Origin of the sequence: Streptomyces sp. 3MP-14, from assembly GCF_006334905.2 — a bacterium.
GTDB classification, from domain to species: domain Bacteria; phylum Actinomycetota; class Actinomycetes; order Streptomycetales; family Streptomycetaceae; genus Streptomyces; species Streptomyces triticirhizae.
In genome coordinates this window covers 273,475-298,368 of the sequence record NZ_VDLZ02000008.1, presented here as the reverse complement: position 1 = coordinate 298,368, position 24,894 = coordinate 273,475, and the positions used below count along the sequence as shown (strand labels likewise).

The 24,894-nt window shown below is 74.0% G+C and carries 17 protein-coding genes; 6 read left to right on the top strand and 11 right to left on the bottom strand.

Features of this window, described 5'->3' with window-relative positions:
* Positions 1–252: 252 nt before the first annotated feature.
* Both pruA and FH609_RS15920 read right to left on the bottom strand, forming a co-directional pair.
* Positions 253–1,884, bottom strand: coding sequence for an L-glutamate gamma-semialdehyde dehydrogenase (gene pruA, locus FH609_RS15925; protein WP_139668003.1), 1,632 nt, complete (start codon positions 1,882–1,884; stop codon positions 253–255).
* A gap of 100 nt (positions 1,885–1,984) precedes the next feature.
* Positions 1,985–2,911: a proline dehydrogenase family protein gene (locus FH609_RS15920; RefSeq protein WP_139668001.1), complete on the bottom strand. Its 927-nt coding sequence runs from the start codon at positions 2,909–2,911 to the stop codon at positions 1,985–1,987.
* A gap of 273 nt (positions 2,912–3,184) precedes the next feature.
* On the opposite strand from FH609_RS15920, the gene FH609_RS15915 reads away from it, so the two are divergent.
* A complete protein-coding gene (locus FH609_RS15915) occupies positions 3,185–4,348 on the top strand; it encodes a PucR family transcriptional regulator (protein ID WP_139667999.1) in 1,164 nt (387 codons plus the stop codon).
* A 360-nt stretch (positions 4,349–4,708) separates the two neighbouring features.
* Here the strand turns inward: FH609_RS15915 and FH609_RS15910 are convergent, their stop codons facing one another.
* Complete coding sequence (locus tag FH609_RS15910; protein WP_226961702.1) at positions 4,709–4,906, bottom strand: class I SAM-dependent methyltransferase; 198 nt, start codon at positions 4,904–4,906, stop codon at positions 4,709–4,711.
* Positions 4,907–5,418: 512 nt separating this feature from the next.
* Between FH609_RS15910 and FH609_RS15905 the strand changes: the two genes are divergently transcribed.
* From FH609_RS15905 to FH609_RS15895, 3 genes are all read left to right on the top strand, one after another.
* Positions 5,419–6,435 carry a glycoside hydrolase family 6 protein gene (locus FH609_RS15905; RefSeq protein ID WP_139667994.1) on the top strand — a complete coding sequence of 339 codons (1,017 nt, stop codon included), beginning with the start codon at positions 5,419–5,421 and terminating at the stop codon, positions 6,433–6,435.
* Positions 6,436–6,687: 252 nt separating this feature from the next.
* Positions 6,688–7,455 carry an SDR family NAD(P)-dependent oxidoreductase gene (locus tag FH609_RS15900; RefSeq protein WP_139667992.1) on the top strand — a complete coding sequence of 256 codons (768 nt, stop codon included), beginning with the start codon at positions 6,688–6,690 and terminating at the stop codon, positions 7,453–7,455.
* Between the two features lie 28 nt (positions 7,456–7,483).
* Positions 7,484–8,524, top strand: coding sequence for an NAD(P)-dependent alcohol dehydrogenase (locus tag FH609_RS15895; RefSeq protein WP_139667990.1), 1,041 nt, complete (start codon positions 7,484–7,486; stop codon positions 8,522–8,524).
* A 92-nt stretch (positions 8,525–8,616) separates the two neighbouring features.
* On the opposite strand, the gene serA is transcribed toward FH609_RS15895, so the two are convergent.
* From serA to FH609_RS15860, 6 genes are all read right to left on the bottom strand, one after another.
* On the bottom strand, positions 8,617–10,206 hold the full coding sequence (serA, locus tag FH609_RS15890; RefSeq protein ID WP_139667988.1) for a phosphoglycerate dehydrogenase: 1,590 nt from the start codon (positions 10,204–10,206) through the stop codon (positions 8,617–8,619).
* Positions 10,207–10,420: 214 nt separating this feature from the next.
* Positions 10,421–11,419, bottom strand: a complete 999-nt coding sequence (ilvC, locus tag FH609_RS15885; protein WP_139668098.1) for a ketol-acid reductoisomerase — start codon at positions 11,417–11,419, stop codon at positions 10,421–10,423.
* A 146-nt stretch (positions 11,420–11,565) separates the two neighbouring features.
* Entirely contained in the window at positions 11,566–12,090 is a 525-nt protein-coding gene (gene ilvN / locus FH609_RS15880; RefSeq protein ID WP_122183388.1) for an acetolactate synthase small subunit, read from the bottom strand.
* Positions 12,091–12,160: 70 nt separating this feature from the next.
* The gene (locus FH609_RS15875; protein ID WP_139667985.1) at positions 12,161–14,050 is read right to left on the bottom strand and encodes an acetolactate synthase large subunit; all 1,890 of its coding nucleotides are present in this window, start codon (positions 14,048–14,050) and stop codon (positions 12,161–12,163) included.
* Between the two features lie 273 nt (positions 14,051–14,323).
* Positions 14,324–17,260 carry a putative bifunctional diguanylate cyclase/phosphodiesterase gene (locus FH609_RS15865; protein ID WP_139668094.1) on the bottom strand — a complete coding sequence of 979 codons (2,937 nt, stop codon included), beginning with the start codon at positions 17,258–17,260 and terminating at the stop codon, positions 14,324–14,326.
* Positions 17,261–17,368: 108 nt separating this feature from the next.
* Positions 17,369–18,319 carry a 2-hydroxyacid dehydrogenase gene (locus FH609_RS15860; RefSeq protein WP_139667983.1) on the bottom strand — a complete coding sequence of 317 codons (951 nt, stop codon included), beginning with the start codon at positions 18,317–18,319 and terminating at the stop codon, positions 17,369–17,371.
* A 237-nt stretch (positions 18,320–18,556) separates the two neighbouring features.
* Between FH609_RS15860 and FH609_RS15855 the strand changes: the two genes are divergently transcribed.
* Positions 18,557–19,561 (top strand): aldo/keto reductase, encoded by a 1,005-nt coding sequence (locus tag FH609_RS15855; RefSeq protein ID WP_139667981.1) that lies wholly within the window; start codon positions 18,557–18,559, stop codon positions 19,559–19,561.
* A 106-nt stretch (positions 19,562–19,667) separates the two neighbouring features.
* Positions 19,668–20,870 carry a PQQ-dependent sugar dehydrogenase gene (locus FH609_RS15850; RefSeq protein WP_139667979.1) on the top strand — a complete coding sequence of 401 codons (1,203 nt, stop codon included), beginning with the start codon at positions 19,668–19,670 and terminating at the stop codon, positions 20,868–20,870.
* Between the two features lie 488 nt (positions 20,871–21,358).
* Here FH609_RS15850 and FH609_RS15845 read toward each other — a convergent pair whose 3' ends face one another.
* Both FH609_RS15845 and FH609_RS15840 read right to left on the bottom strand, forming a co-directional pair.
* Positions 21,359–24,364: a helix-turn-helix transcriptional regulator gene (locus FH609_RS15845; RefSeq protein WP_139667977.1), complete on the bottom strand. Its 3,006-nt coding sequence runs from the start codon at positions 24,362–24,364 to the stop codon at positions 21,359–21,361.
* Between the two features lie 42 nt (positions 24,365–24,406).
* Positions 24,407–24,643, bottom strand: coding sequence for a hypothetical protein (locus tag FH609_RS15840; protein WP_139667975.1), 237 nt, complete (start codon positions 24,641–24,643; stop codon positions 24,407–24,409).
* Positions 24,644–24,894 lie beyond the last annotated feature (251 nt).

Sequence of the window (24,894 nt, the reverse complement as noted above, 5' to 3'; positions counted from 1 at the left end):
GCGACGGCGACCCGGCGGGAGGAAACGCGGGGCGCACTGTGGGATATCAACAAAGTTCGCCGAGCCCACAGCGGAACCTCACCCAAAATAGCCCGCCCGAGCCATGCTGTCTGCCCAAATGCTTGACCGTCCTACTATCTGAGACGCGGACGGCCCCCCACCGTTGCCACCGGGGCCCGTGGGGCCGATGGTTCCGGTGGGTCCTGTGGTGCGTGGTGGGGGGCCGAGACTCCGACTCCAGGGTGGAGGGGGTCACCCCATGTGCGGATACCGGTAGTCGGTGGGCGGCACCTGGGTCTCCTTGATCACGCGCGGGGAGACCCAGCGCAGCAGGTTGAACTTGGAGCCCGCCTTGTCGTTGGTGCCGGAGGCGCGGGCGCCGCCGAAGGGCTGCTGGCCGACGACGGAGCCGGTCGGCTTGTCGTTGAGGTAGAAGTTGCCGGCGGCGAAGCGCAGCCGCTCGCTGGCCTCGGCCGCCGCCGCGCGGTCCCGGGCGAGAAACGCGCCGGTCAGCGCGTAGTCGGCAACCGACTCCATCTGGTCGAGCATGGTGTCGAAGTCGTCGTCCTCATAGACGTGAACGGCCATGATCGGCCCGAAGTACTCGGTGGTGAACACCTCGTTGGTCGGGTCCGAACAGGTCAGCACCGTGGGCCGGACGAAGTACCCCACGCTGTCGTCGTAGGTGCCGCCCGCGATGATCTCGCAGGCCGGGTCGGCCTTGGCCCGTTCGATGGCGTCCCTGCTCTTGGCGAAGGCGCGCTCGTCGATCACGGCCGCCATGAAGTTCCCCAGGTCGGTGGGGTCGCCCATGGCCAACCCCTCGGTCTCGGCGGCCAGTTGCTCGCGCAGCCCGGCCTCCCAGAGCGAGCGGGGGACATAGGCGCGGGAGGCGGCCGAGCACTTCTGGCCCTGGTACTCGAAGGCACCGCGCACGATGGCCGTGCGCACCACGGCCGGGTCGGCGCTGGGGTGGGCGACGATGAAGTCCTTGCCGCCGGTCTCCCCCACCACGCGCGGGTAGTTGCGGTAGCGGTCCAGGTGCTCGCCGACGCCACGCCACAGCGTGCGGAAGGTGGCGGTGGAGCCGGTGAAGTGGATGCCGGCCAGGTCGCGGTGCGGGAGGGCGACCTCCGAGACGGCGCGGCCGTCGCCGGTGACCAGGTTGATGACCCCGGCCGGCAGCCCCGCCTCCTCCAGCAGCCGCATCAGCAGCACGGCCGCGTGGGTCTGGGTGGGCGAGGGCTTCCAGACCACCACGTTGCCCATCAGCGCGGGCGCGGTCGGCAGGTTGCCGGCGATGGCGGTGAAGTTGAACGGGGTGACCGCGTAGACGAAGCCCTCCAGCGGCCGGTAGTCCATCCGGTTCCAGACGCCCTTGGGCTGGATCGGCGGCTGCTCGGCGAGGATCTGCCGCGCGAAGTGGACGTTGAACCGCCAGAAGTCGATCAGCTCGCAGGGCGCGTCGATCTCCGCCTGCTGGATGGTCTTGGACTGGCCGAGCATGGTCGAGGCGGCGATGGTGGCCCGCCAGGGGCCGGAGAGCAGCTCGGCCGCGCGCAGGAAGACGGCCGCCCGGTCGTCGAAGGAGAGCGCGCGCCACGCCGGGGCGGCGGCGAGCGCCGCGTCGACGGCGTCCCTCGCGTCCTGCTCGGTGGCGTTGCCGTAGGTGCCGAGCCGGGCGGCGTGCCGGTGCGGCTGGACCACGTCGAAGCGTTCCCCGCCACCCATCCGCTGCCGGCCGCCGATGGTCATGGGCAGGTCGATCGGGTTCTCGCTCAGCTCCTTCAACGCGCGCTCCAGGCGGGCGCGTTCGGGCGAGCCGGGGGCGTAGCCGAGCACCGGCTCGTTGGCCGGCGTGGGGACCTGGGTCACTGCGTCCATGGCCGTTCTCCTTCGGTGTTCGGTGGTCGGTGGTCGGTTCCGGTCGGTGGTCCGTGTCCGGTGGTCGGTTCCGGTCGGGGGGTCGGGTTCGGCGGCGCGGTCAGCCTCGGGTGGCCAGGGAGCGGGCGAAGAAGGCGAGGTTGGCCGGTCGCTCGGCGAGCCGGCGCATGAAGTAGCCGTACCAGTCGGTGCCGTAGGGGACATAGACGCGGACCCGGTGGCCCTGGGCGGCGAGCCGGCGCTGTTCGGCGTCGCGGATGCCGAACAGCATCTGGAACTCGTAGCCGTCGGACGGCCGCCCGGCCCGCTTGGCCAGCTCCTCGGCGACGGCGACCAGCCGGGGGTCGTGGGTGGCCACCATGGGGTGGCCGGCGCCGGCCATCAGCGTCCGCAGGCAGCGCACATACGCCAGGTCCACCTCGGTTTTTCGCTGGAAGGCGACCTCGGGCGGCTCCCGGTAGGCGCCCTTGACCAGCCGGACCCGGGCGCCGGCGGCGGCGAGCGCGCGGGCGTCGTCCTCGCTGCGGAAGAGGTAGGACTGGAGGACGGCGCCGGTCTCCGGGTGGGCGGCGCGCAGCTCGCGGTGGATGGCGAGGGTGGAGTCCGTGGTGCGGTGGTCCTCCATGTCCAGCGTGACGGCGGTGCCGGCGTCGCTGGCGGCTGCGACCACCCGGGCCACGTTGCGGTGGGCGATGTCGTGCCCGTCGGGAAGCGCCTGACCGAAGGCGGAGAGCTTGACCGACAGCTCGGCCCGTTCGGCGAGGCCGGCGGCGGCCAGCTCGTCGACGAGCGCCAGATAGCCGTCGCGGTTGCGGCTGGCCCGGGCGGGGTCGGTGACGGACTCGCCGAGCCGGTCCAGGGTGACGGTCAGGCCCCTGGCCAGCAGGACGGTGGTGGCGTCGAGGGCGTCGGACAGCTCCTCGCCCGCGATGAAGCGGTCCACGACGGGGCGGGTCAGCGGGGTGGACGACACCAGCCGCCGCACGCGTTCGCTGCCGGCGGCGGCGAGCAGTACGGGTCCCAGCACGAGCACCTCCCGGGGTCGGCCGAACGGGTTCGGCGAAGCGGTACCAGCCGGTCGGGACCACGGTAGGACCGCGCCGGCCCGGCGCCTATCGACAGCTGTCGAGCGCCGGGCCGGCGGAGTTCAGACATCTGTATGGGGGTCGGGGGCCGCTTTCCGTGGGCGCTGCCGGGCCACTCAACGGGACCACTCAACGGGACCACTCAACGGGACCACTCAACGAGAATGGTGGCGAAGGAACCGCGCCGGCGCGAGACGGGAGGTGACGAACGGGGGATGCGCTCCGCCCATCGGGAACTCCAGGAACTGATCGACGAGGTCTGCGCGCTGCTCGACGCCCCGGCCACGCTGGAGGGTCGCGACTTCCGGCTGATCGCCTTCGGGGCCCACGACAGCGAGGACGAGGGGGCGCTGGACCCGGTCCGCACCCGTTCCATCCTGCGGCGCGGCTCGACGGCCGCGGTGCGCACGTGGTTCGAGGGCTTCGGCATCACCACGGCGCGCGCGCCGGTGCGTATTCCGCCGGAGCCTTCCGCCGGCGTGCGCACCGGGCGGCTCTGCCTGCCCGTGCGCCACGGCGGGGTGGTGCACGGCTACATCTGGCTGTTGGACGACGGGGCGCTGGCGCTCGACGACCCACGGCTGACGGAGGCGATGGCCGTCGCCCGCCGCGCGGGGGCGCTGCTGGCCGAGGAGGCGCGGGTCGGCGCCCGGCTCGGGGAGCTGCTGCGCGCGCTGCTCGCCGGGCACGGCGAGGAGGGCGTGGCGGCCGGCGCCGAACTGGCCGAGGAGCTGGGGCCGGTGGCCGAGGGGCCGCTGGCGCTGCTGGCGATCGCCCCGTGGGAGGTGGCGCACGAGCTGCCGGCGAGCCCGCCGGGCGCGCTGGCGCTGACCGCGCTGCCGGGGCAGCGGGCCGGCGCCGCCTGGGCGTTGGCGGCGCTGGTCCGGCCGGCCGCGGCGCGGGCCGTGGCCCGGCGGCTGGGCGCGGGGGTGGGGGCCGGCGCGGGCGCGGGCGCCGGCGCGGAACGGGGCGCGCACGCCGGGGTGAGCGCGCCCCGGCACGCGGTGGCCGAGCTGCCGGCCGCCTGGCCGGAGGCGTTGGGCGCGGCGCGGGCGGCCGGCGCCTCGGACCGGTTCGGGCCGCTGGCCGCGTGGGCGGAGATAGGCCCGTACCGGCTGCTCTCGGCGCTGCCGCCCCGCCTGCCACCCGACCCGGCGGTGCTGCCGCTGCTCCGCCCCGAGCACCGCGAACTCGCCCACACCGCCGAGGCGTTCCTCGACCACGCCGGCCAGGCGACGAGAACCGCCGAGTCCCTCGGCATCCACCGCCAGACGCTCTACTACCGGATCTCCCGCATCGAACAGCTCACCGGGCTCGACCTCAACGACGGCGAGGACCGCCTGCTGCTCCACCTGGCGCTGAAGACGGCCGGCTGGTGAGCGCTGCCGCCCAGGGCGCGCGGCAGCGGGGAGGCGCGAGAGGCGCCTGGGGCGCCTCCGCGCTCGGACCGGCGAGCCGGCCGGCTTCGGGGTGCCCCTGGCGAGCGGAGGCGACTCCCTGACGGGACGCCAGCGCACGTTCCGATGTCGGCGGCGATCGTCTCCCGTCGCGATGTCGCGCCGTGCGCGAGACCGTTCGCCGCATCGGAACGGGAACGTTCCAGGCAACACGGCGTCGGCCTCCGACGACCACTGCCCCCTCACCTGGCGCCCGGCCCTCCGGACCAGGGGCCACCCGAGCCAGCCCGCACCCGCACCACCGCCCCCGGTCCCCCCATGGAACCAAGCACCCGCCGCGACTCACGCCTCGAAGGCGGCCACCCGCATCCGCTCGTCCCGCTCGACACCGAGAACGGACAGGCCACGCTCGGCCAGGGCCACGACGTTCCTGCCGGTGCCACAGCCGACATCCAGCACCCGCGCCGGCCGTAAGTCGGTCAGCTCGTCCATCAGTTCGCGGGGATACGTCGGGCGGTGACGGTCATACTCCTCGGCCACCGAACCGAACGATCCAGCCCGCTCGCGATCACGATGAAGCTCCTGCGGCACATCCGGCATCCGCCCAGGCCGCGGACCAAGCGACGAGGACGCCGGACACCCGAAGCCGACGAGACGTCAGCGGCGCGGAGACAGGCACCACACTCCGGCCCCCGGAGGAGGCCCACCGGGCACCGGGCCACCCGGCACGGCGCGCCACCAACACCAACAAGCCTTCCGCGAGTGAGCAGCGAAGCGTCCCGCGAAGCGACGAAACAACGCCCCCTCCCACCACCGCCGCTCACACACCCCCCGCACCCGGCCGCGCACCCCCACCCCACCGCGCCCCCGCCCCCGGCCGCCCCGGGACGCCCCCCAGGGGCGTCCCGGGCCGCTGCCCGGGGCGGGGCTCCCGTTCCAACCCCCCGCGCGCGAACGGTTTACGCACCCGCCCCGAACCGCTATGTTCTGCTCTACCCGAAACCCAATGGGAGCGCTCCCACCCCACGCCATCGTCCCGAGAGGAACGATCCATGCGCACCCCAGAAGTGGCGCAGTCCCCCACACCCCCCGCCCGAGGCCGGCGTCGGCGGGCGCCGTTGCTGCTGGCCGCCGCCGCGACCGTCGGCGGGCTGGTCGCCGGGCTCACGCTGAGTTCCGGCGCCCAGGGCGCCGCGACCGCCGCGCTGCCCGACGACACCGTGTTCCACAACTACCCGGCCAATGTGCACAACTGGGTCGCCGAGAACCCCGACGACCCCAGGACGCCGTTGATCGCCGAGCGGATAGCCAGCCAGCCGCAGGCGGTGTGGTTCTCCAACTACGAGCCCAGCACCGTGACCGAGGACGCCGCCGCCGTGACCTCCGCCGCCTCGGCGGCCGGCGAGGTGCCGGTGATCGTCTCGTACATGATCCCCAACCGCGACTGCGGCGGCGCCTCCGCCGGTGGCGCACCGGACTTCCCGGCGTATCTGGACTGGGCCGAGGACTTCGCCGCCGGGCTCGGCAGCGACCCGGTGCTGGTGATCCTGGAGCCCGACTCGCTCGCGTTGACCACCTGCCTGGACGACGCGGAGCGCGCCGAGCGCTTCGCCTCGCTGGCCGAGGCCGCTGACCTCATCCACGCCGCCAACCCGGAGGCCAGGGTCTACTTCGACGCCGGCCACTCCGCCTGGCACGCCCCGGCCACCATCGCCGGGACGCTGCGCGAGGCCGGCATCCTGGAGAGCGGGGACGGCATCTACAGCAACGTCTCCAACTACCGGGTGACCGGCGAGGAGAACGCCTTCGTCGAGGCGGTGCTCAGCGAGCTGGGCGACCCGGAGCTGACGGCGGTGATCGACACCAGCCGCAACGGCAACGGGCCCGACGGCTCCGAGTGGTGCGACCCGCCCGGCCGCCTGATCGGCGAGAACCCGACGGCCAACACGGGCAACGAGCGGATCGACGCCTATCTGTGGATCAAGCTGCCGGGCGAGCTGGACGGCTGCGCCGGCCCCGCCGGTTCGTTCTCCCCTGACATGGCCTACCAGCTGGCCGGGGGCAACTGACCCGAGGCGGCCGACCCCGCCCGCCGCGACCCGCTCGAACCGCCGCACGACCGGTGCCCCCCGCGACTTCCCCCCCGGGGGGCACCGGCCTGTTCGCCCCCGCCCCGGCCGGGAAGGCCGAGGCCCCGGCCGGGAAGGCCGACGAAGAGCCGCGAATGGTACAGAACAGAGCATCTTCTGTCGCACCGGGCCAAACACCCTAGCGTGGAGGAAGGGAGAGCGACCGGCTTCGACCAGGTGAGGAACGATCCCATGAGCGTCAGTGACTACCGCACCGAGTTCAGCGGCCGGACGGCCCTGGTGACCGGCGGGGCCTCCGGGATCGGCCGTGCCGTGGCGAACCGGCTGGCCGCCGGCGGGGCCTCCGTGGTGATCGCCGACTTCAACGAGGACGGCGCCGCCGGCGCCGCCGAGGAGATCACGGCCGGCGGCGCCCGGGCCACCGCGGTCCGGCTCGACGTGACGGACCCCGCCTCGGTCGAGGCCGCCGTGACGTTCGCCACCAGCACCTATGGCGCCCTGCACCTCGCCGTGAACAACGCCGGGATCTCCGGCGAGCCCGCGCCCGTCGGCGAGCACCCGCTGGAGGAGTGGCGGCGGGTGGTGGACACCAACCTCACCGGCGTCTTCCTCTGCCTGCGCGCCGAGCTGCCCGAGATCGTGTCCGCCGGCGGCGGCGCCGTGGTGAACATGGCCTCGATCCTGGGCACCAACGGCTTCCCCGGGGCCGCCGGCTATGTCGCGGCCAAGCACGGCGTGGTCGGGCTGACCAAGACGGCGGCGCTGGAGTACGCCGAGCGCGGGGTGCGGGTGAACGCGGTCGGTCCCGGATTCATCGACACTCCGCTGCTGCACCGGTCGGAGACGATCGACTTCGAACAGTTGGTGTCCCTGCACCCTGCGGGGCGGCTGGGCAGGTCCGAGGAGGTCGCCGAGCTGACCGCGTTCCTGCTCTCGGACCGGGCCTCGTTCGTGCACGGCAGCTACCACCTGGTCGACGGGGCCTACGCCGCCCGCTGAGCCGAGCCCACCGCGAGGAGGTAGGAAGATGAAGGCCGTGCAGTACCGGGAGATCGGGGCAGCGCCCGAGGTGGTAACCGTGCCGGACCCGGAGCCGGGCCCGGGGCAGGTGCTGCTGAGGGTGGCCGCCGCCGGGGTGTGTCACTCGGACATCGCCCTGATGAGCTGGTCGGCGGAGAGCTTCCCCTATCCGCTACCGCTGACCCTCGGGCACGAGGGCGCCGGCACGGTGGTGGCGCTCGGCGACGGGGTGCGGGGCGTCGAGGAGGGCGACTCCGTCGCGGTCTACGGCCCGCAGGGCTGTGGCCGCTGCGTCAAGTGCGCGCGGGGGAAGGAGAACTACTGCCTGCGCGCCGCCGAACTCGGCATCTTCCCACCGGGGTTGGGCGCGCCGGGGGCGATGGCGGAGTATCTGCTGATCGACGACGCCCGGTTCCTGCTGCCGCTCAAGGGGCTCGACCCGGTGACCACGGTGCCGTTGACCGATGCCGGCCTGACGCCGTACCACGCGATTCGCCGGGCCCTGCCCAAGCTGGTGCCGGGCAGCACGGCGGTGGTGATCGGCGCGGGCGGCCTGGGCCATGTGGCGATCCAGCTGCTGCGGGCGTTGACCCCGGCGCGGGTGGTGGCCCTGGACGTCTCCGAGGAGAAGCTGGCGCTGGCCAGCTCGGTCGGCGCCCATGAGACGGTGCTCTCCGACGAGCGGGCCGCCGAGCGGGTGCGGGAGCTGACCGGCGGGCTGGGCGCCGAGGGCGTCTTCGACTACGTGGGGGCGCAGCCGACGGCGGCCCTGGCGGGCTCGGTCGCCGCCGTGGAGGCGGATGTGGCGATCGTCGGTCTGGGCGGGGGCGCGCTGCCGGTGGGGATCAACACCACGGCGTTCGACGTCGCGGTGGCCGCGCCCTACTGGGGCAGCAGGAGCGAGCTGGCCGAGGTGCTGGAGCTGGCGCGGGCCGGCGCCGTCGAGGTGCGGGTGGAGACCTACGGCATCGACGAGGCGCCGGTGGCCTACGAGCGGCTGCACGCCGGGAAGATCAACGGGCGCGCGGTGATCGTGCCCAACGCATAGGCGCCGAACGGCGAACGGGCCGCCACCGTTGACACGGTGGCGGCCCGTCGCCGCTTCACGTTCCGGTCGGGGTTCCGGTCAGGGGCAGGGCCTCACGGGTTGAGGTCGACGCCCCGGGCGGAGGTGGCGCCGATCTCCTCGGCGACCTCGCTGAGCACGGGCGCCGGGATGGTGCCGTCCACGGTGAGGACGATCAGCGCCTCGCCGCCCTCCTCGGCGCGGGCCACCTGCATCCCGGCGATGTTGATCCTGGCCTCGCCCAGGATGCGCCCGAGGGTGCCGACGATGCCGGGCCGGTCGGTGTAGCGGAGGAACGCCATGTGGTCGGCGACCGCCAGGTCCACGGTGTGCTCGCCGATGCCGACGATCTTCTGCTGGTGCTTGGGGCCGGCCAGGGTGCCGGAGACCGAGATCACCTCGCCGTTGGTGAGGGTGCCGCGCACGGTGATCAGGTTCCGGTGGTCGGGCGACTCCGAGCTGGTGGTCAGCCGCACCTCGACGCCGCGCTCCTGCGCGAAGAGCGGCGCGTTGACATAGGAGACGGTCTCGGCGACGACGTCCTCGAACACGCCCTTGAGCGCGGAGAGTTCGAGCACCTTCACGTCGTGCTGGGTGATCTCGCCGCGCACCTCGACGTCGAGCCGCTGGGCGACCTCGCCGGCGAGCGCGGTGAAGATCCGGCCCAGCTTCTCGGCGAGCGGCAGTCCTGGGCGCACGTCCTCGGCGATCACGCCGCCCTGCACGTTGACCGCGTCCGGGACCAGCTCGCCGGCGAGCGCCAGGCGCACGGAACGGGCGACGGAGATGCCGGCCTTCTCCTGGGCCTCGCCGGTGGAGGCGCCCAGGTGCGGGGTGCCGACGACCTGGTCGAACTCGAAGAGCGGGGAGTCCGTACAGGGCTCGGAGGCGTAGACGTCCAGGCCGGCGCCGGCGACCCGGCCCTCCTTGAGGGCGCTGAGCAGCGCGGTCTCGTCGACGATGCCGCCGCGCGCCGCGTTGACGATCCGCACCGACGGCTTGACCTTGTGCAGCGCCTCGTCGCCGATCAGGCCCAGGGTCTCCGGGGTCTTGGGCAGGTGCACGGTGATGAAGTCGGAGGTCTCCAACAGCTCGTCCAGGCTGAGGAGTTTGACGCCCAGCTGGGCCGCGCGGGCGGCCTGGACATAGGGGTCGTAGGCGACGATCTTCATGCCGAAGGCGGCCATCCGCTGCGCCACCAGCAGGCCGATCCGGCCCAGCCCGACGACGCCCAGGGTCTTCTCGGACAGCTCGACGCCGGTGTACTTGCTGCGCTTCCACTCGCCGTTCTTCAGCGCGGCGTTGGCCTGCGGGATGTTCCGCGCGGTGGCGATCAGCAGGCCGCAGGCCAGCTCGGCGGCGGTGACGATGTTGGAGGTGGGGGCGTTGACCACCATGACGCCGGCCTTGGTGGCGGCGGCGACGTCCACGTTGTCCAGGCCGACGCCGGCCCTGGCCACGACCCGCAGCCGGTTGGCCGCCGCGATGGCCTCCGCGTCCACCTTGGTGGCGGAGCGGATGAGGATGGCGTCCACCTCGGCGATGGCGCTCAGCAGCTCGGCACGGTTCGCGCCGTCGCAGTGCCGGATCTCGAAGTCCGGCCCCAAGGCGTCAACCGTTGCGGGGGAAAGCTCTTCGGCGATGAGTACGACGGGCTTGCTCACTGGGTCTCACTGGTCCTTTGCGGAAGGCCGCGTCCCGACGGCCGTCGACGGGGTGGAGGAGTGGGGCAGCCGCGTGGAGACGCACGACGCTGTGAGCCTGTGACGCGCTTGTGTCTGGCAGTGTATCGGCGCCGCGTGGGCCCGACGGTCGCCCGCCGGGCCCACGGCTCGGTCGCGTGAACTCCCGCGACGGGGGCGGAGATCCGCCCGGAGGTCAGGCCTCCTCGTCCACCCAGCTCATGAGCTTGCGCAGCTCACGGCCCGTGGTCTCCAGCAGGTGGTCGCCGTCCGCCTTCTTGTACTCGTTGTAGCGCGGCAGGCCGGCGTTGTACTCGGCCATCCAGTTCTTCGCGAAGCTGCCGTCCTGGATCTCGCCGAGGATGCGCTTCATCTCGGCCTTGGTGTCGGCGTTGATCAGGCGCGGCCCCGAGACGTAGTCGCCCCACTCGGCGGTCTCGGAGATCGACCAGCGCATCTTCTCCAGGCCGCCCTCGTACATGAGGTCCACGATCAGCTTCAGCTCGTGGAGGCACTCGAAGTACGCGATCTCCGGCTGGTAGCCGGCCTCGACCAGGGTCTCGAAGCCGGCCTTGACCAGGGCGGAGGTGCCGCCGCAGAGCACGGCCTGCTCGCCGAAGAGGTCGGTCTCGGTCTCCTCGGTGAAGGTGGTCTTGATCACACCCGCGCGGGTGCCGCCGATCGCCTTGGCGTAGGAGAGGGCCAGGGCGAACGCGTTGCCCGAGGCGTCCTGCTCGACCGCCGCGATACAGGGCACGCCGCGCCCCTCCTCGTACTGCCGGCGCACCAGGTGGCCCGGGCCCTTGGGCGCGACCATGCAGACGTCGACGCCGGCCGCGGGCTTGATGAAGCCGAACCGGATGTTGAAGCCGTGGCCGAAGAAGAGCGCGTCGCCCTCCTTCAGGTTGTCGCGCACGGACTCCTCGTAGACCTTCCCCTGGATCGGGTCCGGGACGAGGATCATCACCACGTCGGCCTCGGCGGCGGCCTCGGCCGGGGTCACCACGCGCAGGCCCTGCTCCTCGGCCTTGGCGCGGGACTTCGAGCCCTCGTGCAGGCCGACCCGGACATCGACGCCCGAGTCGCGCAGGGACAGCGCGTGGGCATGGCCCTGACTGCCGTAACCGAGGACCGCCACCTTGCGGCCCTGGATGATGGACAGGTCGGCGTCGTCGTCGTAGAACAGCTCGGCCACTTCGGTTTTCTCCTTGTTGTTGCTGGTGGTCCCCGCCACGGGGGACCACCGTATGACATGGGCCTCTTCCGGCCGGCGACGGGCGGTTGTGCCGTCGGATGCCGGGAAGTTCGGCCGGGTGGGGTCGGGGGCGCGCGCCCTGATGGTCAGGCGGAGCGCTCCAGGGCGCGCAGCGACCGGTCCGTGATGGACCGGGAACCACGACCGATGGCGATGGCGCCGGACTGCACCAGTTCCTTGATGCCGAACGGCTCCAACATGCGCAGCATCGCCTCCAGCTTGTCGCTGCTGCCGGTGGCCTCGATGGTGACGGCCTCCGGCGCCACGTCCACGGTCTTGGCGCGGAAGAGGCGGACGATCTCCACGATCTGGGTCCTGGTGTCGTTGTCGGCCCGCACCTTCACCAGCACCAGCTCGCGGTGGACGGCGGCGGAGGGGTCGAGTTCCACGATCTTGAGGACGTTGACCAGCTTGTTGAGCTGCTTGGTCACCTGCTCCAGCGGCAGGTCCTCGACGCTGACCACGATGGTGATCCGGGACACCTCGGGGTGTTCGGTGGTCCCGACGGCGAGGGAGTCGATGTTGAAGTTCCGGCGGGAGAACAGGGCGGTGATCCGGGAGAGGACGCCTGGCTTGTTCTCGACCAGAACGGAGAGCGTGTGCTTGGACATCGCGGTTCTACCTTGTCGATGGCGACGGCTTGTCGATGGCGTGGGAGGCGGACGGGCGCAGGCGGGGCCGTCAGTCGGCGGCGTCGCCGAAGTCGGGACGCACGCCTCGGGCCGCCATGACCTCGTCGTTGGAGGTGCCGGCGGCGACCATCGGCCAGACCATGGCGTCCTCGTGGACGATGAAGTCCACGACCACGGGGCGGTCGTTGATGGCGTTGGCCTTCTCCAGCACGGCGTCCAGCTGGTCGGGGCGCTCGCAGCGCAGGCCGACGCAGCCCATCGCCTCGGAGAGCTTCACGAAGTCGGGCACCCGGGTGCCGGTGTTGGTCGCGGTGCCGGTGCCGGCGGCGGAGCCGCTGTAGGTGCCGGTGGCGCCCTCCTCGCGCAGCACGGTGTTGGAGTAGCGCTGGTTGTAGAAGAGGGTCTGCCACTGGCGGACCATGCCCAGGGCGCCGTTGTTGATGATGGCGACCTTGATGGGGATGTGGTTGAGCGCGGCGGTGACCAGCTCCTGGTTGGTCATCTGGAAGCAGCCGTCGCCGTCGATCGCCCAGACCGGCGCGTCGGGGCGGCCGGCCTTGGCGCCGAGCGCGGCGGGGACGGCGTAGCCCATGGTGCCCAGGCCGCCGGAGTTCAGCCAGGTGCCCGGCTTCTCGAAGGTGAGGTAGTGCGCGGCCCACATCTGGTGCTGGCCGACGCCGGAGGTGAAGATCGTTCCCTCCGGGGCCAGTTGGCCGATGCGCTCGATGACCTGCTGCGGGGAGAGGCTGCCGTCCTCGGGCAGGTCGTAGCCCAGCGGGTAGGTCTCGCGCCAGCTGTCGAGCTGCCGCCACCAGCCGGCGTAGCGCTCCCTGGCGTCGGGGCCCGCCGTCTCGTCGGGCTCGATGGCGGCCAGCAGGTCGGTCATGACCTCCTTGACGTCGCCCACGATGGGGACGTCGGCCAGCCGGTTCTTGCCGATCTCGGCGGGGTCGATGTCGGCGTGCACGATCTTGGCGTGCGGCGCGAAGGAGTCGATCCGGCCGGTGACCCGGTCGTCGAAACGGGCGCCCAGGGCGACGATCAGGTCGGCCTTCTGGAGCGCGGTGACGGCGGCGACCGAGCCGTGCATCCCGGGCATCCCCAGGTGCTGCGGGTGGCTGTCGGGGAACGCGCCCAGCGCCATCAGGGTGGTGGTGACGGGCACGCCGGTGCGCTCGGCGAGCGCGCGCAGCTCGGCGGCCGCGCCGGCCTTGACCACGCCGCCGCCGACGTAGAGCACGGGGCGCCTGGACTCGGCGATCAGCCGGGCGGCCTCGCGGATCTGCTTGGCGTGCGGGCGGCTCACCGGGCGGTAGCCGGGCAGGTCGGGGGTGGGCGGCCAGCTGAACGTGGTCTTTCGCTGGAGGGCGTCCTTGGCGATGTCGACCAGGACCGGGCCCGGGCGGCCGGTGGCGGCGATGTGGAACGCCTCGGCGATGGTGCGCGGGATGTCGGCCGGGTCGGTGACCAGGAAGTTGTGCTTGGTGACCGGCAGCGTGATGCCGCAGATGTCGGCTTCCTGGAACGCGTCGGTGCCGATCGTCTGGGAGGCGACCTGGCCGGTGATGGCGACCAGCGGGACGGAGTCCATGTGGGCGTCGGCGATGGGGGTGACCAGGTTGGTGGCGCCGGGGCCCGAGGTGGCCATGCAGACGCCGACCTTGCCGGTGGCCTGGGCGTAGCCGGTGGCGGCGTGTCCGGCGCCCTGCTCGTGCCGGACCAGGATGTGCCGCACCGTCGTGGAGTCCATCAGCGGGTCGTAGGCGGGGAGGATCGCGCCGCCGGGGATGCCGAACACCGTGTCGGCGCCCACCGCCTCGAGGGAGCGGATGAGCGACTGGGCGCCCGTGACGTGCGCGACAGTGGACGTGGGCTGAGGTGCTGCGCCTCGGGGGGCCCGTGGTTGCGGCTTGGGTGCCCCGGTGGCCTGCTCGGTCATCACGATCTCTTCTCGGGGGGATTGCGGGTGCTGACGCCGCGTGGGAAGCGGGCGGTCGTCTGGAGGGTCTGGGGGAAGCCGGGTGCGAACCCGGGGGAACGCGTGGCGGGGGTCATCGGTGCAACAAAAAACCCCTCGTGCCGTCAGGCATACGAGGGGGAGCGCGTCGGTGCGAGCCGCAGGGTGTGGAGCCTGGGATCAGCCGACGCGCCGCGAAAGTACGAGAATTCCGGTGTGCATGGCACAGACATTGCTCTCCTCGGCCGTCGCCTGTCAAGCGCGCGGGACCGTAGTCTCACTATGTGAGCGGGGCGGCTGGAGGGTCGTGGGGGGCGCCAGCGCGGCGGCCCCGGGGCCGGAGGTGGCCCTCCGAGTTCGGGGAATGGCCGGGGCGACGGGCTGTTGCTGGCCGGGCAGCGGGAGCCGGCCCTGCTCCAGCAGCCGGCGCAGCGCCGGCGCCTCCAGGGGCGCGCTGAAGGCCAGGCCCTGCGCTCTTCGGCAGCCCAGGGCACGGAGCGCGGCGGCCTGCTCGGGCCGGTCGACGCCGTCGGCGAGCGAGTCGATGCCCAGGTCCTCGGCCATCCGCAGCAGGCCGGCGACGATCTTGCCCAGGACCGGGGACTCCACCACGCCGGCGACCAGGGCGCCGTCCAGGCGCACCAGGTCGACGGGGAGGCGGTGCAGGGCGGCGGCGGCCGTGCCGGGACCGCCGAAGCCGCCGAGCGCGACGCCGACGCCCAGCCGGCTGAGGTCGGTCAGCCGGTGCCGCAGCTCGTCCGAGGCGAGCACCGGGTCGGCCTCGGGCAGCTCGATCAGCAGTGCGCTGGGCGGGAGCTGCCGCTCGGCGAGGCGCGCCTGGAGGGCGCGGACGGCGAGCGCGGCGTCGGCCAGCCGGCCGCCGGGGACCCGCAGGGTGACGGGGTGGGTGTGGCCGGAGCGGTGGCGGCGGGCTGCGGCGGCGATGGCCTGCTCGACGAGCCAGCCGGTGAGGTCGGTGGCGGAGTCGTGCGCGGCGTCGGCGTGCGCGGCGCCGGTGTGCGGGGAGGCGTCGGCGGGGGTGCCGAACTCCCAGCGGTCACCGCGCAGATACTCCAGCGGCGTGGTCAGCGGGCCGTGCGAGGAACGCCAGCGGGCCTGGGCGTGCACGGCCACCACCCGGCCGTCGGAGAGCTGGACGACGGGCTGGTGCAGCAGCGTGAACTCGCCGGCGTGCAGGGCGCGGCGCAGCCGGTCGCCCAGCTCGCTGCGGCGCACGGCGTCGGCCTGGAGCTGCGGTGCGTACAGCTCGACCCTGGCCTTGCCGGCCTGTTTGGCGCGGTACATGGCGAGGTCGGCGTTGCGCATCAGGCTGGCCGGCGTGGAGTCCGGCTCGGCGAACGCGACGCCGATGCTGGCGGCGACCCGCAGCTCCTGCCCGTCCACGGTGTAGGGGCGGGAGAGCGCGGCCCGCACCCGCTCGGCGATCTCCAGGATGCGGTACTCGCGCGGCTGGGGCTCCCCGCCGGGCTCGCCGGTGATGAGCGCGGCGAACTCGTCCCCGCCGAGCCTGGCGGTGGTGTCGTCGGAACGGACCGCCTCGCGCAGCCGCCGCGCCGCCTGGACCAGCAGCTCGTCGCCCACCTGGTGGCCGGCGGAGTCGTTGACCGCCTTGAAGCCGTCCAGGTCGATGAAGAACACGGCCGCGTCCGGGTCGGCGCCGCGCCCGGCGCCGAGGGCGAGCCGGACCCGCTCGGTGAACAGGGCCCGGTTGGGCAGGTCGGTGAGCGCGTCGTGGGAGGCGCTGTGCTGCAACTGGGCCTGGAGCCGGACGCGTTCGGTGACGTCGCGGCTGTTGAAGATCAGGCCGCCCTCGTGGCGGTTGACACTGGACTCGACGTTGAGCCAGTGGCCGGCGCCGTGCCGGACGCGGCACTCGACCCGGGTGGCCGGCTCGCAGCTGGGCGGCACGGCGAGGAAGCGCCGCAGCTCGTGCAGGACCCGGCCGAGATCCTCGGGGTGGATCAGGGTGGACAGCTCGCTGCCGATCAGGCGGCTGGGGTCCTGCCCGTAGACGCCGGTGGCGGCGGGGCTGACGTAGCGGAGCTTGCCGTCCGGGGCGGCGATCATGATGACGTCGCTGGAGCCCTGGACCAGGGACCGGAAGTAGTTCTCCTTCTGGGTCAGCTCGCGGGTGAGCGAGATGTTCTCCAGCAGGGTGATGCCCTGGCGCACCAGCAGGGCGAGCACCACGGCGCAGGCCGTGTAGACCACGGTGGCGTCGACCCGGCGGCCGAAGATTATCGTCACCAGGATGCTCAACACGCAGACCGCGGCGGCCAGATAAGGCGCCAGCGCGGAGAACGTGCCGGCCAGCGGCCGGCCGGGGACCGGCCGCGCCTCGCGCGGGCCGGCCGGCTCGGGGACGGCGGGCCCGCGGCCGGCCGTCCAGGGCGCGGCGGCCAGCAGCAGCGAGCCGGCGAACCAGCCGGCGTCCAGCAGTTGGCCGGAGCTGTACTGCTCGCGCAGCGGCGGGCTGGTGAAGAGCGCGTCGCACAGTACCGTCAACGCCAGGGCGCCGATGGCCGAGTTGATCGCCGGCCGGTACCGGGCGCTGCGCCGGAAGTGCAGCACGGCGACCATGCTGATCAGCACGATGTCCAGCAGCGGGTAGGCGAGCGCGAGGGCGGCGCGGCCGACCGAGGCGGTCCGCAGCTCGGCCGTGTGCGCCAGGGCGACGCTCCAGGAGAGCGTCATCAGGGAGCCGCCGATCAGCCAGACGTCGAGGCCGAGCCTGGCCCAACCGGCCTTGGTCAGCGGGCGTTTGGCGAGCAGCAGCAGGCCGACGATGGCCAGCGGAGCGAAGAGCAGGAAGGCGATGTCGGCGAGCGACACGTCGGGGACCGGGCGGCGGAGCACCACCTCGTACCAGCCCCAGGTGGCGTTCCCCAGGCCGATCATCACGGAGGAGAGGCCGAACATCGTCCAGGCGGCGCGGAACTCCTCGGCCCGGCGCCGCGCGTACCACAGGCAGGAGGCGGCCGCCGCGAAGGCCGCCGCGCTCAGGCCGAAGTCCCCCATGACCCTGGCGAACCGGGGCGAACCCCAGCCCGCCAGGGCCCCCGCCGCGTAGCAGGCGCAGACCGCCGCGAGCGCGAGCTGTGGGAGCGGGCCGCCGAGCGGCGGACCCGCCGGGACGTGACGCGATCGCCGCCGCGTCCATGGGTGGTGCATCGCCATCGCCCCCCTTTTCGTTCCGGGCTCACCCCGAAGCGGACGATACACCAGAATGGTCACTCAGCGATATAGATACATCACCCATAGTGATGGTTTGGGGCGAGGCTAACGCTCTGAACCGCTGGTCGCCACGGTGTGACGAAGTTCCTCGCCGGCGGCGAACCGCGTCAACTGGGCGCGCAGCAACGCCTTCGCACGGGGCTCGAAGGCCGTCGAGGGGCCGCCCACATGAGGGGTGATCAGCACCCCGGGCGCCCGCCACAGCGGGTGGTCGGCGGGCAGCGGCTCCGGGTCGGTCACGTCGAGGGCCGCGCGCAGCCGGCCGGCGGAGACCTCGGCCAGCAGCGCTTCGGTGTCGATCACCGGGCCGCGCGCCACGTTGACCACCAACGCGCCGTCCGGCAGCAGCGCCAGCTCCCGCGCGCCGAGCAGCCCCCGGGTCGCGTCGGTCAACGGCGTTGCCACCATGACCACTTCGGCGCGCGGCAGCAGCTCGGGCAGCTCCGATGAGGCGTGCACGGGGCCGCGCGGCGCGGTCCTGGCCCGGCCGGCCACCCGGATCACCTCGGCCACCTCGAAGGGCAGCAGCCGTTCCTCGATGGCCGAGCCGATGCCGCCGTAGCCGAGGATCAGCACCCGCCGGTCGGCCAGCGAGGTGTGTATCGCCGGGGCCCACCGGCCCGCCTCCTGGTCGCGGGCCGCGCGGTCGACGCCGCGCAGCGCGGCCAGCGCGAGGGCGAGGGCGAGTTCGGCCGTGCTGGTGTTGTGCAACTCCCCCGCGTTGCACAGGATCGCGCCGGCCGGCAGCCTCGGCACCTGCGGCAGCATGTGCTCGACCCCGGCGGTCAACGTCTGCACCACCCGCACCGAGGTCATCTCGGCCAGCGGGCGGACCGCGACCTCGGGGCCCTTCAGGTACGGCACGGTGTAGAACGCGCAGGCCGCCGGGTCGCCCGGATAGGTGTCCTCGCCGCGCCACCGCAGATAGCGCAGGGAGTCGGGCAGCGGGGCCAGTTCGTCGGCGGAGTAGGGCAGCCAGACTTCCGGAGTACTCATGGCGTCAGGCTAACCGGGACATCACGGGCGGGTCCGGGGCGGCGGGCCTCGCTGTCGACGGCGCTGGGGCCGGTCGCGGGCCGCTCGGCGCCGGGCGCGGACCGTCGGGGGCCGTGGGGATGTGTCAGTGGCAGGGGATACGTTGGGGGCGACCGAAGGGGACAACGGGGACGGCCGGCGCGGGGCCGGTGGAGATGCGGCGCCGCCTCGGCGCGGGGAAGGGCGAGGACAGGCCAGGTGCGGTATCGGACGCTGGGCGCCGGGGCGCTGGCGGTGGGCGCCGTGGGTCTCGGATGTATGCCGATGAGCTGGGGCTACTCGGCCTCCCAGCGGGACGGCGAGGGCTCGCTGCGGGCGCTGCACGCGGCCCTGGACGAGGGCTGCTCGCTCCTGGACACCGCCGACATGTATGGGCCGTTCACCAACGAGCGGCTGCTGGCACGGGTGTTGAAGGAGCGCCGGGACGAGGCCACCGTCGCCACCAAGTGCGGCCTCCTGGTCGGCGAGCAGCACCTGGTGGCCAACGGCAGCCCGGCGTATGTCCGGCGCGCCTGCGACGCCTCGCTGCGGCGGCTCGGCACGGAGGTCATCGACCTGTACCAGCTGCACCGGCCCGATCCCGAGGTGCCGGTCGAGGAGACCTGGGGCGCGATGGCCGAGTTGGTGCGCGCGGGCAAGGTGCGCGCGCTGGGGTGGTGCGCCCTGGAGCCCCCGGACCAGCGGCGCGGGCGCGCCGCCGCCGGCGGGACGCACGGGCCGACGTTGGAGCTGCTCTCCCGGGTGCAGCAGGTGTTCCCGGTCTCGACGGTGCAGGCGGAGTTCTCGGTGTGGTCGCCCGGCGCGCGGGCCGAGTTGCTGCCGTGGTGCGAGGCGCGCGGGGTGGGGCTGCTGGCCGCGATGCCGCTGGGCAGCGGCTATCTGACGGGCACCCTGGTGCCCGGCGGCGGCTTCGAGCCGGACGACCCGCGCGCCCGGCACCCGCGCTTCACGGCCGAGATGATGGCGGCCAACCAGCCGCTGGTGGTCGGGCTGCGACGGGTGGCGGCCCGGCACCCGGGGGCGACGCCGGCGCAGGTGGCGCTCGCCTGGCTGCTGGCGCAGGGCCGGCATGTGGTGCCGCTGCCGGGGACCAAGCGCGAGCGCTGGGTCAGGGAGAACGCGGCGGCGTCGGCGTTGGAGCTGACCGAGCGGGACCTGGCGGAGATCGCGCGGCTGCCGGCGCCCCGGGAGTCCTGGGGCTGAGGAGGCGGATGGGGCGGGCGGGGCTTCGGGGGCGCTGGGGCGCTGCGCGCCGGCGCGCGGTGTGGTGTGCTGGAAGGCGCGCACCCGCACCGAGACGGAGGTCCCGATGAGCGCACGACCGGTCGCCGGCGCGTTGCTCGCCCTGGCCCTGGCCGCGCCGCTGCTGGCCGGCTGTTCCTCGGACGAGGAGCCCTCGCCCGACCCCACGGAGGGCTCGTCGGCCGGGCCGAGCGAGGGGGAGTCCGCGCCGGAGCGCGAGGCGGAGGAGCGCACGCCGGGCGCGTCGCCGGCGCCCGCCGAGGGGGACGTCGAGGTGGAGGCGACGCTGGCCGAGAACCTCTCCGCCCCCTGGGGCCTCGCCCAACTGCCCGACGGGGGCGTGCTGTTGGGCTCGCGCGACAGCGGCACGCTGTCGCTGCTCGACGCCTCGGACGGCGAGCCGGGCACGGTGAGCGAGGCCGGCGAGGTGCCGGGGGTGAGCGCCAACGGCGAGGGCGGCCTGCTCGGGCTGGCCCTCGCGCCGGACTTCGACACCAGCGGCCGGCTCTACGCCTACGCCACCACGGCCTCGGACAACCGGATCATCCCCCTGGAGCTGGACCCCTCGGCCCCCGAGGGCGACCGCCTCACCGCCGGCGACCCGCTGCTCGCCGACATCCCCAAGGGGGAGGTGATCCACAACGGCGGCGGCCTCGCGTTCGGCCCCGACGGGATGCTCTACGCCACCACCGGGGACACCGCCGACGCCCAACTGGCCCAGGACCCGGACTCGTTGGCCGGGAAGATCCTCCGGATCGACCCCGCGACCGGCGCCCCGCCGGCGGACAACCCCGACCCCGACTCACTGGTCTACTCGCTCGGTCATCGCAACGTGCAGGGCCTGGCCTGGGACGCGGAGGACCGGCTGTGGGCGGCCGAGTTCGGGGACGACACCTGGGACGAACTGAACCTGATCGAGCCCGGCGGCAACTACGGCTGGCCCGAACACGAGGGCGAGGGCGGCGCGGACGACGGCTTCGTCGACCCGGTGGCGGTCTGGTCGCCGGCCGAGGCGTCCCCGAGCGGGTTGGCGTACAGCGGGGGCGCGCTGTGGCTGGCGACGCTGCGCGGGGAACGGCTGTGGCGGGTGCCGCTGGACGGAACGGAGCCGGTGGCCGAGCCGGAGTCGTTCCTGGAGGGGGAGTACGGGCGGCTGCGGAACGTGGTGGCGGCCGGCGACGACGCGTTGCTGCTCCTGACCAACGAGACCGACGGCCGGGGCTCCCCGGACGCCACCGACGACCGCCTGCTCCGCCTCCGCGTCTCCTGACGCACGCGAGCCACCTGCCGGCGGCACCGGCCCGGGAGCCCGCGCCCCGCCGGCGCGTCGCTGAGGCCGGCACGGCCGCGCCGGCGGTCGCACCGACCAGGCGGCGGGGCACGCGGTATCCGCGCGCGGCCCGCCGCACGCCGTGGCGATGGCCCCACGCTGGACGGCGGACCCGAAGCTCCGCGCGGAACCGGCACGTTGAGCCGCCCGGGCGGCACCCGGGGCAGCGGGCTGCCGGGCCCACGGCCCGGCCGCGTCCCATGACTCCCCGCCTCCGGCGGCGGGGCTCAAGCCCCGCACGGGGGCGAGTCATCGGGCACCCAGCGAGCGACGCGCGGCCGGCGGGCTCCAAGCCCCGACGCGCCCGCGCCGCCTCACGGCGGATGCGTCGATCCGCCGCCGCGTTCCACAGGTCAACGCGGCGCCCGCAATCCGGCAGGCACCCCGGCCCCGGGCGCGACGGTCCCCCGGGCCGTCCGCGCCCCCGGTCAGCCCGCCACGCGTTGGCCGCCGCCGACCAGGCGCAGTCGGTGGGCCAGCGCGGCGGCCTCGCCCCGGTTGGTGACCTCCAACTTGGCCAGGATGTTGGAGACATGCACGCTCGCCGTCTTCGGCGAGATGAACAGCTCCTCGGCGATCTGACGGTTGCTCCGGCCGGCCGCCACCAGCGCCAGCACGTCCAGCTCCCGGGGCGTCAGCCCCAACGCGTCGGGACCCGTCGCGGCCTCCGGCAGGTCCCCGCCCAACGTGAGGCGGCCCCGCGCGGCGAGCCGTTCGGCCTCCTCCGTGACCGGCGCAGCGCCCAGCTCCGTGGCGAGCCGGTGCGCCTGCGTGAGCTCGGCGGCGGCGCGCTGCCGCTCGCCCTCGGCCAGCAGCGCCTCGGCCCAGCGCAGCCGCACCCGGGCCTCCTCGTACGGGCGGCACAGGCCGTCGAACGCCGCCGCCACCCCGGCCCAGTCCTCGGCGGTGACCCGGCCCTCCGCCCGGCGCAGCTCGGCCTCGACCAGCCGCGCGTACCCGATCCACACCGGGTAGTCCCGTGGCAGCGTCGCCGCGTACGAGCGGATCAGCTCGATCGCCGCCGGCTGTCCCGGCTCCGCCGCCGGCACTCCCACCGCCCGCGACTCGGCGCGGGCCGCCTCGTGGAGCAGCGGCCAGGTGTAACTGCCGGTGCCCGGCGGCTGGTTGACGCGCACGACCTCGGCGAAGATCTCCCTGGCGTCCAGGATGCGCCCCTGGACGGATGCGACGGTCAGCAGGTGCTCGGCGGCCGGGTGGGCCGTCTGGGCGGCCGCCCCGTCGTACTGCTGGAGGCTCTGGTGAAGGGCGCACTGGCGCTCCGCCTCCTCCCACTGCCCCCGGACCACGGCCATCCGGGCGCGCCGCTGGGCGACCAGCCCCTTGGCGACGGGGCTCTGCGCCGAGCGCAGCGCCTCCTCGCAGGCCTCGTCCGACTCGGCCCAGCGGCCGAGGGAGAAGAGGGCGTCCGCCCGGTTCCCCGCGATCCAGGACCGGGTGTCGGCCAGGCCGTAGCGGTGGGCCAGCGTCAGGGCCTCGTCCGCGACCCGCAGCGACTCCTCGGAACGGCCCATCCCCTCCAGCAGGGACTGAAGGTTGACATGGCTGCGGGTGAAGACGCCCACCCGCTCCTCAGGGACCACGCGCTCGGCGACGTACCGCATCTCGGCCAGGCCGCGCTCGCCCTCGCCCACGTCGATCAGCAGCGAGCCCAGGCTGATCCGCGCGTTGAGCAGCACGTCCGCCTCGCCCACGGTGCGCGCCAGCTCCACCGCGCGCTCGGCCGTGGCCAGCGAACCTGGCCCGGACGCGAAGACCGAGCACCAGCCGGCCGCCTCGGTCAGCACCAGGGCGTGCACCGGCGAGGGCGGGAAGCCGTCCAGCAGCTCCTGGGCCCGGCCCAGCTCCCGCCAGCCGTCGCCCCGGCCCAACTGCCGCAGCAGCCGGGAGAGCTGGGTCCAGAACCAGGCGGCCCGCAGCGGGTGGCTCATGCCCTCCAGCAGGCGCAGCGCCCGCTTGGCCACCGAGACCCCACGCTCCTGCTCCCCGGCGAAGCGGGCCGCCAGGGTCATCTCGGCCAGCAGGTCGAGGAAGCCCAGCATCTCGTCGGGACACTCGCAGAGCGGGTAGGACTCCACGTCGGAGGCGACCCGCAGCAGGCCGCGTTCCTCCACCGGGACGCCGTCCCACAACTCGGCGGCGCGCTCCAGGAGTTGCAGCTGCTCGGCATAGGCGTGGCGGCACCGGGCCTCGGCCGCCGCGGCCAGCACGGCGGGCAGCGCCTTGGACGGCTCGTGGGCGTGGTACCAGTAGCTCGCCAGCCGGGTGGCCCGCTGGTCGCTGGGGACCAGCCCCGGCTCGCCCTCCAGGGCCTCCGCGTAGCGGCGGCTGAGCCGGGAGCGCTCGCCGGGCAGCAGGTCGTCGTCCACCGCCTCCCGGGTGAGCGCGTGCCGGAAGCGGTAGGTGTCGTCGTCCCCGGCGCGCAGCACGCTCGCCTCGACGGCGGCGCGCAGGGCGTCGATCAGCTCCTCCTCGGTGAGCCCGGCCACGGCGCGCAGCAGCCCGAACTCCACCCGGGACCCGCCCTCGGCGGCGACCCTGACCACCCGCTGGGCCGTCTCGGGCAGCGCCTCGACGCGCAGCAGCAGCAGGTCGCGCACCGAGTCGCTCAACGCGCCGGCGCGGCCGTTCTCCGCGACGCTGGCCAGCTCCTCGACGAAGAAGGCGTTCCCGTCGGAGCGTCCGAAGACCTGGTCCAGCTGGTCCTGGTGGGGCGGCTGCCCGAGGATGCCGGTGAGCTGCGCGCAGACCTCGTCCCTGGTCAGGCGGGGCAGCTCGATCCGCCGCACCGTGCGCAGCCGGTCCAGCTCGGCGAGGAACGGGCGCAGCGGGTGGCGGCGGTGGATGTCGTCGGAGCGGTATGTCGTCACGACCAGCAGCCGGCAGGACTGGACCACGCGGAAGACATAGCCGAGCAGCTCCCGGGTGGAGCGGTCCGACCAGTGCAGGTCCTCGATCACCACGACCAGCGTGCGCCGCTCGGCCAGCCGCTCCAGCAGCCGGGCGGTCAGCTCGAAGAGACGGCCGCGCACCTCCTGGTCCCGGGCGGCGCGATCGGGCGCGCTGGGCGGGCCCAGCTCCGGCAGCAGCCGGGACAGCTCCCCGCCGAAGCCGGCGGCGGCCTCGGCCAGCTCGTCCCCCAGCTCCCGGTGCAGCACCCGGAGCACGGCGGAGACCGGAGCGAACGGCAGCCCGTCGGCGCCCACCTCGACGCAGGCGCCGACGACGGTCAACGCGCCGGCGCCCGATGCCTCGGCGAGGAACTCCTCCACCAGCCGCGTCTTGCCCACCCCGGCCTCGCCGCCGATCAGCACCGTCTGAGGAACGCTGGCGTCCGCCTGTCGGAGCGCCTCCCTGAGGGCCGAGCGAGGAGCGGCCCGTCCGACGAACACCGGGCTGATGGTTCTGGTGTGCATGTCCCGAAGGATCGCACAGGCGTCTGACAATGACACGGGAGTTCAGGCGCGGGCCCGACGGTGCCGGGCCGGGGCCCGGCGGGTCCGCGCGCCCGGACTCGGCTGCGGCTCGGCCGCACCGTGGCCTGCCCTGGCGAGGACGCGGCGGAGCAGGCCGCCCCGGCCCCCGGCCCGAACGTTCCGGTTGGCCTCGGCAACCCGCCGGGCGAGGCGTTCCCGCTCGGCCTCGGCGAGCAGTTCCTCGCGGCGCTGCTGGGCGGCGTAGATCTCGTGCAACATGGTGGACTCCCTGGTTTCCGGCCGTCGGCCGTCGGTCGGAGCCCGCTGCTCCGGCGTTGACTCAACAGTCGTCTCCCAGGTGGGCGGGGCACATCGGGCCATCTCCGCACCTTCGCCGCCCGGGGGGTCCTTAGGCGGCGCCGCCCGGCCGCCTTATCCACCGGGGCGGCGCGCGCCGGGGCCGGGCGGCTAGGCCCGGCGCCTAGGCCCGGTGCCCGACCTTTCCGGGCGGCGGGGGCGCAGACGCCCCC

Bases quoted from the DNA above. Each gene is read 5' to 3' on its own strand.
- pruA (WP_139668003.1), bottom strand. From the start codon at position 1,884: ATGGACGCAGTGACCCAGGTCCCCACGCCGGCCAACGAGCCGGTGCTC.
- FH609_RS15915 (WP_139667999.1), top strand. From the start codon at position 3,185: ATGCGCTCCGCCCATCGGGAACTCCAGGAACTGATCGACGAGGTCTGC.
- FH609_RS15905 (WP_139667994.1), top strand. From the start codon at position 5,419: ATGCGCACCCCAGAAGTGGCGCAGTCCCCCACACCCCCCGCCCGAGGC.
- FH609_RS15900 (WP_139667992.1), top strand. From the start codon at position 6,688: ATGAGCGTCAGTGACTACCGCACCGAGTTCAGCGGCCGGACGGCCCTG.
- FH609_RS15895 (WP_139667990.1), top strand. From the start codon at position 7,484: ATGAAGGCCGTGCAGTACCGGGAGATCGGGGCAGCGCCCGAGGTGGTA.
- ilvN (WP_122183388.1), bottom strand. From the start codon at position 12,090: ATGTCCAAGCACACGCTCTCCGTTCTGGTCGAGAACAAGCCAGGCGTC.
- FH609_RS15875 (WP_139667985.1), bottom strand. From the start codon at position 14,050: ATGACCGAGCAGGCCACCGGGGCACCCAAGCCGCAACCACGGGCCCCC.
- FH609_RS15865 (WP_139668094.1), bottom strand. From the start codon at position 17,260: ATGCACCACCCATGGACGCGGCGGCGATCGCGTCACGTCCCGGCGGGT.
- FH609_RS15860 (WP_139667983.1), bottom strand. From the start codon at position 18,319: ATGAGTACTCCGGAAGTCTGGCTGCCCTACTCCGCCGACGAACTGGCC.
- FH609_RS15850 (WP_139667979.1), top strand. From the start codon at position 19,668: ATGAGCGCACGACCGGTCGCCGGCGCGTTGCTCGCCCTGGCCCTGGCC.
- FH609_RS15845 (WP_139667977.1), bottom strand. From the start codon at position 24,364: ATGCACACCAGAACCATCAGCCCGGTGTTCGTCGGACGGGCCGCTCCT.
- FH609_RS15840 (WP_139667975.1), bottom strand. From the start codon at position 24,643: ATGTTGCACGAGATCTACGCCGCCCAGCAGCGCCGCGAGGAACTGCTC.